At 72.7% G+C, this 12,754-nt stretch carries 11 protein-coding genes; 6 read left to right on the forward strand and 5 right to left on the reverse strand.

The window, feature by feature from the left end; genetic code table 11:
- Positions 1-2 precede the first annotated feature (2 nt).
- Together Q5762_RS06115 and rsmH are read right to left on the reverse strand one after the other, a co-directional pair.
- Complete coding sequence (locus Q5762_RS06115; RefSeq protein WP_315890928.1) at positions 3-548, reverse strand: septum formation initiator; 546 nt, start codon at positions 546-548, stop codon at positions 3-5.
- On the reverse strand, positions 545-1,504 hold the full coding sequence (gene rsmH / locus Q5762_RS06120; protein WP_315890929.1) for a 16S rRNA (cytosine(1402)-N(4))-methyltransferase RsmH: 960 nt from the start codon (positions 1,502-1,504) through the stop codon (positions 545-547). The genes Q5762_RS06115 and rsmH overlap by 4 nt, the downstream gene beginning before the upstream one ends.
- A 311-nt stretch (positions 1,505-1,815) precedes the next feature.
- Between rsmH and Q5762_RS06125 the strand changes: the two genes are divergently transcribed.
- From Q5762_RS06125 to Q5762_RS06140, 4 genes are all read left to right on the forward strand, one after another.
- On the forward strand, positions 1,816-2,364 hold the full coding sequence (locus Q5762_RS06125) for a carbonic anhydrase (RefSeq protein WP_315890930.1): 549 nt from the start codon (positions 1,816-1,818) through the stop codon (positions 2,362-2,364).
- Between the two features lie 159 nt (positions 2,365-2,523).
- Positions 2,524-3,543, forward strand: a complete 1,020-nt coding sequence (locus Q5762_RS06130) for a MoxR family ATPase (RefSeq protein ID WP_315890931.1) — start codon at positions 2,524-2,526, stop codon at positions 3,541-3,543.
- A complete protein-coding gene (locus Q5762_RS06135; protein ID WP_315890932.1) occupies positions 3,543-4,931 on the forward strand; it encodes a DUF58 domain-containing protein in 1,389 nt (462 codons plus the stop codon). Before Q5762_RS06130 ends, Q5762_RS06135 begins: the two co-directional genes overlap by 1 nt.
- A complete protein-coding gene (locus Q5762_RS06140; protein ID WP_315890933.1) occupies positions 4,928-7,369 on the forward strand; it encodes a DUF3488 and transglutaminase-like domain-containing protein in 2,442 nt (813 codons plus the stop codon). The genes Q5762_RS06135 and Q5762_RS06140 overlap by 4 nt, the downstream gene beginning before the upstream one ends.
- Before the next feature lie 164 nt (positions 7,370-7,533).
- Here the strand turns inward: Q5762_RS06140 and Q5762_RS06145 are convergent, their stop codons facing one another.
- From Q5762_RS06145 to Q5762_RS06155, 3 genes are all read right to left on the reverse strand, one after another.
- Positions 7,534-7,938, reverse strand: coding sequence for a DUF3040 domain-containing protein (locus Q5762_RS06145; RefSeq protein WP_315890934.1), 405 nt, complete (start codon positions 7,936-7,938; stop codon positions 7,534-7,536).
- A 271-nt stretch (positions 7,939-8,209) separates the two neighbouring features.
- Positions 8,210-8,998, reverse strand: coding sequence for a methyltransferase (locus Q5762_RS06150; RefSeq protein ID WP_315890935.1), 789 nt, complete (start codon positions 8,996-8,998; stop codon positions 8,210-8,212).
- A 90-nt stretch (positions 8,999-9,088) separates the two neighbouring features.
- Positions 9,089-9,616 (reverse strand): SAV_6107 family HEPN domain-containing protein, encoded by a 528-nt coding sequence (locus Q5762_RS06155; RefSeq protein WP_315890936.1) that lies wholly within the window; start codon positions 9,614-9,616, stop codon positions 9,089-9,091.
- Between the two features lie 159 nt (positions 9,617-9,775).
- Between Q5762_RS06155 and Q5762_RS06160 the strand changes: the two genes are divergently transcribed.
- Together Q5762_RS06160 and Q5762_RS06165 are read left to right on the forward strand one after the other, a co-directional pair.
- Positions 9,776-10,669 (forward strand): ATP-binding cassette domain-containing protein, encoded by an 894-nt coding sequence (locus tag Q5762_RS06160; RefSeq protein ID WP_315890937.1) that lies wholly within the window; start codon positions 9,776-9,778, stop codon positions 10,667-10,669.
- On the forward strand, positions 10,641-12,728 hold the full coding sequence (locus tag Q5762_RS06165) for a YhgE/Pip domain-containing protein (RefSeq protein ID WP_315890938.1): 2,088 nt from the start codon (positions 10,641-10,643) through the stop codon (positions 12,726-12,728). The genes Q5762_RS06160 and Q5762_RS06165 overlap by 29 nt, the downstream gene beginning before the upstream one ends.
- The last annotated feature ends 26 nt before the right edge of the window (positions 12,729-12,754 follow it).

Genomic DNA, 12,754 nt, shown 5'->3' on the forward strand with positions numbered 1-12,754 from the left:
GGTCACCTGCCGGAGTTCGTCGGGGCGGGCGCGGTCGTCTTCGCGGGTGGTGGCGTGACGGGGGTGGTGTTCGTGCCGGGGTTCGCGGGCTGCGAGGCGGACCCGGACGGCGTGCTGGTCGGTGTGCCGCTCGGCGTGGTCGCCGGGGTGGGGTCGGGCTTCGGGGTCGGAACCGGCTTCGGGGCGACCGCCTCGGAGGGCTCCCCGCGGACCGTGCCGTCCGGGTCGAGGAAGGCGGGGCTGCCGCCGGGGACCATGCCGAGCTCGCGGGCCCGCCGCTCCAGCGCGTCGGGCGCGGAGTAGTCGTCCACGTCCCGCTGGAGCGCCTGCTCCTCGTCCGTGAGCTCGGTGGTGCGGTTCTTGAGGTCACGCAGATGGAAGGAGCCCTGGTTGAGGGCGGAGTTCAGCAGCAGGAGGGTGATGAGCCCGCCGCCGAGGAGCACGACGACGAGCAGGACGAAGGGGGTACGGGCGGCGCTGCTGGGTCCCGACGGCATGAGCCGCCCGAGTCGTGCCGCCCGCCCTTTGAGCGGCCCCTTCGTCGTCATGCCTTCTCGTCCTCCCGGATGCGCTGCGCTCCCCGGAGCCGGGCCGGGGCCGCGCGGCGGTTCTCGGCGATCTCCTCCTCGGTGGGGAGCTCGGCGCCGCGGGTGAGCAGCTTCAGGCGGGGCTGGTACTGCTCCGGGACCACCGGCAGGCCGGGCGGCGCGGTGTTCGCCGCGCCCGCCGCGAAGACCTGCTTGACCAGCCGGTCCTCCAGGGAGTGGTACGACAGGACCGCGATCCGGCCGCCCACCGCGAGCGCCTTCACGGCCGCCGGGATCGCGTCCTCCAGGACCGTCAGCTCGCCGTTGACCTCGATGCGCAGCGCCTGGAAGGTGCGCTTGGCCGGGTTGCCGCCGGTGCGCTTGGCCGCCTGCGGGAGGGCGTCACGGATCAGCTCGACCAGCCGGGCGCTGTTGGTGAAGGGCTCCTTCTCGCGCTCGCGCACGATCGCGGAGACGATCCGCTTCGCCTGCTTCTCCTCGCCGTACGCCCGCAGGATGCGGACCAGCTCGCCCGGCGGGTAGGTGTTGAGGACCTCCGCCGCGCTGACGCCGGTCGTCTGGTCCATGCGCATGTCGAGCGGTGCGTCCTGCGCGTACGCGAAGCCGCGGTCGGCCTCGTCGAGCTGCATGGAGGAGACGCCCAGGTCGAAGAGGATGCCGTCGACGCGGGGGATGGCGAGCCGGTCGAGGACCTCGGGCAGCTCGTCGTAGACCGCGTGGACGAGCGTCGCGCGCTCCCCGTAGGGGGCCAGCCGCTCACCGGAGAGCCGCAGCGCCTCCTTGTCCCGGTCGAGGGCGACCAGGCGCGCCTCGGGGAACCGCTTGAGCAGCGCCTCGCTGTGGCCGCCGAGGCCGAGGGTGCAGTCGACGACGACCGCGCCGGGGCGCTCCAGGGCGGGGGCCAACATGTCCAGGCACCGCTGGAGCATCACCGGGACGTGTCGGTCGTTGCTCAATGCGCCCTCTCAGAATTCGGCTCAGATTCGGCGCGGCCGCTACGCATCCGCCGCACACGCGGGGGAGAAACTGCGGAAATCGCTCAATGTCTCCGTGAACTTCGCGTCACTTTAGTCCACTGGCCCCGGCGGTCAATCAACCGGCTGGCGCGTCGCCCGGGGCTTCGACCGGAGCCGGACATTCCTGACGACTCACCCGGATGGGCCCGCTCTACTCATGCCTGTGGGTTACCTCACAACAAGGCTCATTGACGTTCTTTGTCCGCTCTCACAGCAGGCCACGATCCCGTGTGACCACTACCGTCATAGACATGTCGACCTCTGCGCACCCCTCCGCCGACGCCGCCGACGTGATACACGCCGGCGGCACCGTCACCGACCGTCTCGTCGAGGCCAACGAGCGATACGCGGCCGACTTCACCGATCCCGGCATGGACGCCCGACCCGTGCTGAACGTGGCCGTGGTGGCCTGCATGGACGCCCGTCTCGACCTGCACGCCGCACTCGGCCTTGAGCTCGGCGACTGCCACACCATCCGCAACGCGGGCGGCGTGGTCACCGACGACGTGATCCGCTCGCTCACGATCAGCCAGCGCGCCCTCGGCACCCGCAGCGTGATGCTGGTGCACCACACGGGCTGTGGTCTGGAGTCGCTGACCGAGGACTTCCGGCACGAGCTGGAGGACGAGGTCGGCCAGCGTCCCGCATGGGCCGTCGAGGCCTTCCGCGATGTCGACCAGGACGTCCGGCAGTCGATGCAGCGAGTGCGGACCTCGCCGTTCCTGCTGCACACCGACGACATCCGCGGCTTCGTCTTCGACGTGACCACCGGTCTGCTGCGCGAGATCGACCCCTCCTGATCTGCCGGGCGCAACACAGCAAACCCCGGCATATCGCTCCCACTTGTCCACAGGCAAGTGACACAACCCGGCAGAGGCAACAAGAATGCTCGGGTGACACCCCCCGAAGAACCGCGGGGGCAGGTGTCGGTGTTCAACGGAGGGGCCGAGGAGGGCCGGGTGACGACCTATGACGATCGAGCGAGCCTCACAGATCTGACCACCACAGCGGAGCGTGTCCGCAGGTCGGTGGAGGGTGTGATCGAGGGCAAGCCTGAGGTCGTACGGCTTTCGCTGACCGTGCTGCTCGCCGAGGGGCATCTTCTGATCGAGGATGTCCCCGGCGTCGGCAAGACGATGCTGGCCAAGACGCTGGCGCGGTCCATCGACTGCTCGGTGCGCCGTATCCAGTTCACGCCCGACCTGCTGCCGTCGGACATCACCGGCGTGTCGATCTTCGACCAGCAGCGGCGGGACTTCGAGTTCAAGCCGGGCGCGATCTTCGCCCAGATCGTGATCGGCGACGAGATCAACCGCGCTTCGCCGAAGACCCAGTCCGCGCTGCTGGAGTCCATGGAGGAGCGGCAGGTCACCGTCGACGGGCAGACGTACGAGCTGCCGAGCCCGTTCATGGTGGTGGCCACCCAGAACCCGGTGGAGATGGAGGGCACGTACCCGCTCCCCGAGGCCCAGCGCGACCGCTTCATGGCGCGGGTCTCGATCGGCTACCCCAGCCCGGAGGCCGAGCTCCAGATGCTCGACGTCCACGGCGGGGTCAGCCCGCTGGACGACCTCCAGCCGGTCGCGCACGCCCATGACATCGTCAAGCTGATCGACGCGGTACGGAGCGTCCATGTGGCCGACTCCGTCCGCCGGTACGCGGTCGAGATCGTCGGCGCGACGCGCAACCACCCGGACCTGAGACTCGGCGCCTCGCCGCGTGCCACGCTGCATCTGCTGCGCGCCGCCAAGTCCTCCGCCGCGCTCAGCGGCCGCGAGTACGTCCTGCCGGACGACGTCCAGGCTCTCGCCGTGCCCGTGCTCGCCCACCGGCTGCTGCCGACGGCGCAGGCCCAGCTGAACCGGCGGACTTCGGAGCAGGTCGTCCTCGACATCCTGCAGCGCACGCCCGTCCCGGCCGCGGCGCCGCCCGCCGGCCCGTCCTACGGCCAGCGGCAGCCCGGTGGCCGGCCGCTGTGATGACCACCGCCGCCGCGCCGGACGCGCAGCGGGGCGACGACCGGGACGGCCGCCCGGGTGACGGTCGCCCGGGCGAGGACGAGGCCGGACTGCGCGCCGCCCTGAGCGGTCTCACCACGCGCGGCCGGTCCTTCCTCGCCGCCGGGGTCGCCGCCGGGATCTGCGCCTACGTCCTCGGCCAGGGCGATCTGCTGCGCGTCGGGCTGCTGCTCGCCGTGCTGCCGCTGATCTGCGTCGGCGTGCTGCACCGCACCCGGTACCGGGTCGCGGGCAGCCGCCGGCTCTCGCCGCAGCGGGTGCCCGTCGGCTCGGAGGCCCGGGTCCACCTCCGGATGGACAACGTCTCCAAGCTGCCCACCGGGCTGCTCATGCTCCAGGACCACGTCCCGTACATGCTCGGGCCGCGGCCCCGGTTCGTCCTGGACCGGGTCGAGGCGGGCGGCCGGCGTGAGGTGTCGTACCGGGTCCGCTCCGATCTGCGCGGGCGGTTCCCGCTGGGCCCGCTCCAGCTCCGGCTGAACGACCCGTTCGGCATGTGCGAGCTGACCCGCTCCTTCAGCGCGTACGACACCCTGACCGTCATCCCCCGGACCGAGCCGCTGCCGCCGGTGAAGCTGACCGGCGAGGCGGCGGGGTACGGCGACGGCAGCCTGCGCTCGCTGGCGCTCGCCGGGGACGACGACATCATCCCGCGCGCCTACCGCCACGGCGACGATCTGCGCCGGGTCCACTGGCGGTCCACCGCGCGCTACGGCGAGCTGATGGTGCGCCGTGAGGAGCAGCCGCAACGGGCCCGCTGCACGGTGCTGCTCGACACCCGCGCGATCGGCTACCAGGGCGCGGGCCCGGACTCGGCCTTCGAGTGGGCCGTGTCGGGCGCGGCCTCCGTCCTGGTGCACATGCTGGAGCGGGGTTTCTCGGTGCGGCTCCTCACCGACACGGGTACGGCGGTGCCCGGCGAGGGCGCCGAGGGCTTCGCCGGCACCTCGCAGGACGCGGCCGAGGCGGCCGGCCTGATGATGGACACCCTCGCCGTCGTGGACCACTCCGACGGGGCCGGTCTCTCCCGCGCGTACGACGTGCTGCGCGGCGGGAACGAAGGCCTGCTGGTCGCCTTCGTGGGCGACCTCGACGACGAGCAGGCCGCGCTGGCGGCCCGGATGCGGCAGCGCGGCGGCGCGGCCGTCGCCTTCGTCCTGGACTCCGGGTCATGGCTGACCGGCGGCGCCGTGAGCGGCACGGTCGAGGAGCGGCTGCGACAGCTGCGCGAGGCGGGGTGGACGGCGCTTGCGGTGCCCCCGGGGGCCAGGCTCGCCGAGCTGTGGCAGCGGGCGGGCGGCCTCCGCGCGGAGAGCGCCTCGGGCGAGACGTACGGAGGTTGGTCATGAGCGGCCGCGGGCGGCTGACACTGGGGGCCTACGCCGCCACGCTGATGGCGGCGGGCGCGCTCCTTCCGCTGGTGAGTCCGTCGACGTGGATCTTCACGGCGGCGATCCTGCTGGCCGTGCAGAGCGGCGTCGGGGCCTGGGCGCGGCGGGTACCGCTGGCGCGGCCGGTGACGCTGCTGCTGCAGCTCGTCGCGACGCTCCTGCTGCTGACCCTGGTCTTCGTCCGGGAGCAGGCGGCGCTCGGCTTCCTGCCGGGGCCGGAGGCCTGGGCGCGGTTCGTCGCGCTGTTCCAGGCGGGCGCCGAGGACGTCGGTACGTACGCGACGCCGGCCCCGGACACCGAGGGAATCCGGCTGATGGTGGTCAGCGGTGTGCTCCTGATCGGGCTGCTTGTGGACACCCTCGCGGTGACCTTCCGCAACGCGGCCCCGGCGGGTCTGCCGCTGCTCGCGCTGTACTCGGTGGCCGCGGGGCTCTCCGACGGCGGTGCGAGCTGGATCTGGTTCCTGGTGGCGGCCACCGGCTATCTCCTGCTGCTCCTGGCGGAGGGCCGGGACCGGCTCTCGCAGTGGGGCCGGGTCTTCGGCGGCGCGGCACGGACCGGACGCCCGGGGGCGGGCGGGTCCGGGGGCGGCAGCGGCGGGAGCGCGAGCGGCGGGAAGGCGTTCGCCCCGGTGCGGACCGGCCGGCGGATCGGCGTGGTCGCCATGGGAGTCGCCCTGGTGGTGCCGGCGGCGCTGCCCTCGCTCTCCGGGGGACTGTTCGGCGGGGCCGGCGACGGACCGGGCGACCGGGGCAAGGGCGGCACGATCTCGGCGGTGAACCCGCTGGTGTCGCTCCAGGACAACCTGCGGCAGCCCGAGGACCGCGAGGTGCTCCGGTACCGGACGAACGCGACGGACACCAGCGGCATGTATCTGCGGCTCGTGGCGCTCGACCAGTTCGACGGCACGTCGTGGAAGTCCTCGGTCCGCCCGATCGAGGACGTGCCCGAGCGGCTGCCCCGGCCGACGGGCCTGGGCGACGGGATCCGTACGGTCGAGGTGACGAGCAACTTCGTCGCCGCCCAGACGTATCAGCAGAAGTGGCTCCCGATGCCCTACCCGGCGGACCGGGTGGAGATCGACGGGCGCTGGCGGTACGAGCCGGCCGGGCGGATGCTCGTCGGCGACGACGAGCAGAACACGGCGGGCGCCCGGTACACGGTGACGAGCCTGGACGTCCGGCCGACGGCCGAGCAGCTGGCGGCGGCCCCGCCGGCACCGGACGCGCTCCGCGCCGAGTACACCAAGGTCCCCGACTCGATGCCGCAAGAGGTGCGGGCGACGGCGCTGCAGGTCACGAAGGGCGCCCGGAACGACTACGAGCGGGCCGTGAAGCTCCAGGACTGGTTCACGGTGGACGGCGGTTTCCGCTACGACGTCGATGTCGACTCCGGTACCGGAGTCCAGGCGATCACGCGCTTCCTGGAGCGGCGGGAGGGCTTCTGCGTCCACTTCTCCTTCTCGATGGCGGCGATGGCTCGGTCGATGGGGATTCCGGCGCGGGTGGCGGTCGGCTTCATGCCGGGCAGCCGGCAGTCGGACGGCACGATGTCAGTGGGCATCCGGGACGCCCACGCCTGGCCCGAGCTGTACTTCGAGGGCGCGGGCTGGACCCGGTTCGAGCCGACGCCGTCCCGGGGCTCCACGCCGGAGTACACCCGTGAGCAGTCCCCCGTCGGCACGCCGACGGAGTCGGCGCAGCCGTCGACCAGCACCTCGGCGGCGCCGTCCGCGGCGCCCCGGACCTCGGAGGGCTGCCCGGCGCAGCTGCGCGCCCAGGGCGACTGCGGGCAGGAGGAGGCGGGTGCGGCGGCGTCGGACGGCGGCGGACCGGACCCGCTGACGGTGGTACTGGTGGCACTTGGGGTGGCGCTGCTGTTGGCCCTGCCCCTGTCGCCACTCCTCTGTCGGACGCGGGTACGGAATCGGCGGCTCGGCTCCTCGGGCCGTACCGCCGAGGAGGCGGTCGCGAGGACGCTGGCGGCGTGGCGGGAGATCGGGGACACGGCCTGGGACCACGGGGTGGTCCCGGACGAGTCGATGACTCCCCGCAAGACGGCGGCCCGGATCGTCCGCCTCGGCGGCCTGGAGGGCGAGCCGGCGAACGCGGTGCACCGGGTGGCGCGGGGGGTCGAGCAGGTCCTGTACGCCCCGGAGCCGCGCCCGGGCACGGGCCTCGCGGACGAGGTGTCCCTGGTCCGCGCGGGCTTCGCGACGACGGCGACTCGTGGTGCCCGGCTCCGAGCGCTGCTGTTGCCGCGCTCGGCGGTCCGGGTGATCTGGACGGCGTCCGCCCGGTGGTCGTCCACGACCACCCGCTGGCGCACCCACCGCGAGTCCCTGACGTCCCGCCTCACCACCCGCCTCCGCCCGAAGCCCACCCCGGACGCCTGACGGGAGGCGGCCCGTGACGGGAGGCGGCCCACCGGGTCGCCTCCCGTCACGGGCCACGGGACGACGCGGCGCGGGCCTGGTAGACGTCGAGCCCCGTTGGGCGCCGCTCTGTGCGGGCCCACGGGGCTCGTGGTCTTGTCGGGGCCGGGGGCCTCAGGGGGGCGTCAGTGGCCGCCGCCCTGCTGCTCGTCGCGGCGGCGCTGCCACCGCTCCTCGATCCGGTTCATCATCGAGCGGCGCTGCCGGGTCCGACGACCACCGGCCGCCGCCCCGCTTCCCGCCTGCTGCTCACCCGGCTTGGGCGCCTTGCGCCATCCAGTGACCGCCAGTACCGCGCAGCCCAGCATGACGAGGAACCCCACCACGCTGATCCAGATCTGCTGAGCGACCATTCCAGCCATGAGGAGCGCGATACCCACCAGGAAGCCGGCGACTGCCTGGTAGACCCGTCGCCGGGTGTACGTACGCAGTCCGCTTCCCTCGAGCGCTGTCGCGAACTTGGGATCTTCGGCGTACAGCGCTCGCTCCATCTGCTCGAGCATTCGCTGCTCGTGCTCCGAGAGCGGCACGGAGTCCTCCTAGTCGTCGGTCGCGGGGGCGACCGGGATGCGGCCCTTTCAGGATAGGCAGGGAATCGCCCCCGTGAAACCCGCCCTCAACGCCTATTCGCCAATCCGGGCCGCCACGCGGTTCGGGTTGCTGAAGCGTTGATTCCCCAGCACCTTGCCCGTCATGCCGGACGATGTCCCCCGATCATACGGGGCAAAGCCGTCGACCGGGGGTGCTGTGGCGTACTCCATGTGCGGCTGCGTCGCTGATCAGCGCGCCACCACCGCGTTCTCAGGCGCGCTTCTCGCCCAGGAGATGCAACTGGGTGGCAATGGCATGGAACGACGGGAGCTCCGCCGCGGCGGCCTCCAGCTTCAGCAGAGCCTCCGCCGCGCCGGGCTCGGTGTCGACCAGGACACCGGGGACCAGGTCCGCGAAGACCCGTACGCCGTGGACGGCGCCGACCTCCAGACCGGCCGCGCCCGCCAGTTCCGTGAGCTGGTCGGCGGTGAAGCGCCGGGGCACCGGGTCGCCGTCGCCCCAGCGTCCGTCCGGGTCCCCGAGCGCGTTCCTGGCCTCGGTGAAGTGGCCGGCCAGCGCGCGGGCGAGGACGGCGCCGCCGACCCCCGCGGCGAGCAGGCTGAGCGAGCCGCCGTCCCGCAGCGCGGCCGCCGCGTTCCGTACGCCCTCGGCCGGGTCGTCCACGTACTCGAGGACGCCGTGGCAGAGCACCACGTCGTACCCGTCGCGTCCGACCACGTCGAAGAGGCCGCGGATGTCGCCCTGGACGCCGGTGACCCGCTCGGCGACGCCGGCCTCGGCGGCCCGCCGCTCCAGGGCGAAGAGCGCGTTGGGGCTGGGGTCGACGACCGTGACCCGGTGGCCGAGGCGGGCCACCGGCACGGCGAAGTTGCCGGAGCCGCCGCCCGTGTCGAGGACATCGAGGCAGTCCTTCCCGGTGGCCTTGACCCGGCGGTCGAGGGCGTCCTTGAGGACGTCCCAGACGACGGCCGTACGAAGGGAGGCGCGCGACGGGCGCGACGTCGCCTCTCGACCGAAGACAGGGGAAGGGTCCGACACGGCTGTTGACTCCTCGGTGACGGTGTACGAACGCTCCCACCCTATGGCCTCGGACGCCTTCCCCGGCTCAACCGCTCCTCAGCCCCGCGACTACACCGCCTCCCCGGCACCCGGCTGACGGGGCAGCACCGGCTGGAGGACGAGAAGGCGCTCGACCAGGCGCAGGAACATCGCGGCGTCCCGCATCAGGTCGTCGGCGTCCCGCGGGCTGGCCGCGCCCGGTATGCCCGCCTCGGCCCGCGCCCGGCGGGCGGCACCGGAGGCGAACAGGGCGCTCCACTCGGTGAGCTCGGGCGCTATCTCGGGCAGGACCTCCCAGGCGCTGCGGATCCTGCCCCGTTTACGGGGGTTGGTCTCGGGCCTCCCCCGGACGGCGAGCACCGCGGCCGCCGTGCGCAGGGCGGCGAGGTGGGCCGTGGCGTACCGCTCGTTGGGCCGGTCGAGGCCGACCGCCTCGGCGAGGCCGTCGCGGGCCTGGGCGAGCAGGCCGAGGGCGGCGGGCGGCGCGCCGGCGCGGCGCAGCACGGGGTGGATGTCGGTGGGCGGTCCGGCCGGCGCGGTGGCAGGGCGGCCTCCCGGGCGGCGCCGGGGCGCGGCGGATGCGGAGGAGCTGGTCATGACGAGCCTCCTGTCGTCGTGTGACGGCTCTGTGTCCGTATGTGTCCATCGTGAAGGGCGCCACTGACAATGGGCCTGACCTGCGGCTTTGCCGAGATCGATGATCCAGGGGTAAGTTTTTGCACTGACTGGTCAGTTCATAAATGGGGAATGGGGGGTGTGCCGGTGGAACCGGTGGACGTGAACCCGGAGGAGCCGCACGGCGCCGCCGTCGTCGCGGACGGGTTCGGACTGAAGGGGCCGCGCGGCTGGGTCTTCCGCGAGGTCGGCTTCCGGGCCGAGCCGGGCGCGCTCGTCGCGATCGAGGGCCCGTCCGGATCCGGGCGTACCTGTCTGCTGCTCGCGCTGACCGGCCGAATGAAGCCGCACGAGGGCCACGCCGAGGTCGGCGGGCTCCCGCTGCCACGCCGGATGGCCGCGGTGCGCCGGTTCAGCGCGCTCGGCCCGGTGCCCGGGGTCAGCGACCTCGACCCCGCCCTGACCGTCGCCGAGCACCTGCGCGAACGCGCCCTGCTCCAGCGCCGCTACGACGGCGCCGTCCGGGCCCTGCTCAAGCGGCCCGCCGAGCGCGCCGCCGCCACCCGGGCCCGGATCGACGCGGCCCTGGAGGCCGCCGGGCTCGACCCGGACACCCTGCCGAAGGCCGAGCGGACCTCCGTACGGGACCTGGAACGGCTGGAGGCCCTGCGCCTCTCCGTGGCCCTGGCCCTGATCGGCCGCCCCCGGCTGCTCGCCCTGGACGACACCGACCTCAAGCTCTCCGCCGCCGACCGGGCCGAGGCCTGGACGCTGCTCCGCTCGATCGCCGACGCCGGCACGACGGTGCTCGCCGTGTGCAGCGAGGCCCCCGAGGGCGCCCTGAAGATCACCACCGCACCACGCACGACCGAAGAGGCCGCGGAGGCCGCCGAGGCCGAAGAAGCCACCGAAGAGGCGGCCACGGACGCACCCGAAACCGCCTCCGAAACCGCCTCCGAAGACGCCACCGAAGACGCCGAAGACACGACCGAGGAGGGGGAAGCCGATGCGCTCGCCGAGACTGGCCGCGCTTGAGCTGAAGCGGTTCGGCAGGGGGAAGCTGCCGCGCGCCGCGCTCGTCGCGATCCTGCTGCTGCCGCTGCTGTACGGCGCGCTGTACCTGTGGTCCTTCTGGGACCCGTACAGCAGGCTCGACCGGATACCCGTCGCGCTCGTCAACGACGACAAGGGCGCCACCGCCGACGGCAAGAAGATCGACGCCGGTGCCGACATCACCGAGAACCTGCTCGACAGCAAGGTCTTCGACTGGCGCCAGGTGAGCGACGCCGAGGCCCGCAAGGGCGTCGAGGACGGGACGTACTACCTCTCGCTGACCATGCCGGCCGACTTCAGCACCCGGATCGCCTCCAGCTCGGGCGACTCCCCCGAGACGGGCGCGCTGAAGGTCCGTACGAACGACGCCAACAACTACATCGTCGGGCAGATTTCGCGGACGGTCTTCTCCGAGGTGCGCACCGCCGCCTCCATCAAGTCCTCGCGCTCCTTCCTCGACAAGATCTTCATCTCCTTCTCCGGCATCCATGACGCCACCGCCGAGGCGGCCAAGGGCGCGGGTGACGTCAAGGACGGCGTGGACAAGGCCAAGAAGGGCTCCAAGGGCCTGGCCGACGGTCTGAAGGACGCCAAGACCGGCAGCGGGAACCTGGCCACCGGCCTGAAGAAGCTGGACAAGGGCGCGGGCGAGCTGGAGACCGGTTCGAAGCAGGTCGCGGCCGGTACGAAGGAGCTGGCCGGCAAGGTCAACGGGACGGCCGACAAGGTCCGCCCGTACCTGAAGAACAACGGCAAGACGATCGGCGACACCGCCCGGCTGGTCGGCGACGCGGCCACGGCCGTCCGCAACGACCTGGCCGACGTGGTCCGGCGCGCGCCGCTCGCCCGGAGCGCCGCGCAGCTGGCCGCCGACAAGCTGGCGGCCCTCCACAAGAAGGAGTGCGTCGACAGCCCGCTTCCCGACCTCAAGGCCTGCCCGCTCCTCAAGGAGGCCAAGGTCTCGGCCGCCGACGTGGCCAAGGTCGCCGACGACCTCCACGAGCTCTCCAAGGACAGCAACGGGGACCTGAAGAAGCTCGACACCCGGCTCGCCGACGTGCAGAAGCGGGCCAACGAGCTGGTCAAGGCCGCCCCCCGCCTGGACGACGACCTCGAAGGCGCCGTCAGGAAGATCAACAAGCTCAACGAGGGCGCCCAGAAGGTGGCCAAGGGGGCCGACGAGCTCCACACCGGCCTCACCACCGCGAAGAGCGGCTCGGTGAACCTCGACGGCGGGGTCGGCAAGCTCAAGAAGGGCGCCGGGGAGCTCGACGGCGGGCTGTTCAAGCTGGCCGACGGCTCGGGCGAGCTGGCCACCGGGCTGAAGGACGGGGTCGACAAGATCCCCGACTACGACAAGGACGCCCGCGACCGCCGTACGGAGGTCATGGCCGACCCGGTCGAACTCGCCTCCCAGTCGCTCCACAAGGCGCCCAACTACGGCACCGGATTCGCCCCGTACTTCATCCCGCTCTCCCTCTGGGTCGGCGCGATGGTGGCGTACATGCTGATCCAGCCGCTCAACCGGCGCGCGCTCGCCGCCGGTGCGTCGGCCTGGCGGATCGCCCTGACCGGCTGGCTGCCGGTCGCGGCCATCGGGCTGCTCCAGGTCGCCGCGCTGATGTCGGTCCTGCACTGGGGGCTCGGCCTCCAGATGACCAGGGCCGCCGGTACGGTCGGCTTCCTGGCCCTGGTGACCTGCTGCTTCGCCGCGATCATCCAGTGGCTCAACGCCCGCTTCGGCGCGGCGGGCCGGATCCTGGTGCTCGCCGTGCTCATGCTCCAGCTGACCTCGGCGGGCGGCACGTACCCCGTGCAGACCAGTCCCGGGTTCTTCAACGCCATCCACCCCTTCCTGCCGATGAGCTACGTGGTCGAGTCGCTGCGCCGGCTGATCTCGGGAGGCGGGATCGGACCCGTCTGGCAGGCGTGCGCGGTGCTTGCCGCGTTCACGCTCGGGGCGCTCGCGCTGACGGCCGTGTCGGCCCGGCGCAAGCAGGTCTGGACGCTGGACCGGCTCCACCCCGACCTGAGCCTGTGAAGACCTCCGGTCCGAGCCGGTGAGAC

The sequence above is a fragment of the Streptomyces sp. P9(2023) genome, from assembly GCF_032436795.1.
Taxonomy (GTDB): Bacteria; Actinomycetota; Actinomycetes; order Streptomycetales; family Streptomycetaceae; genus Streptomyces.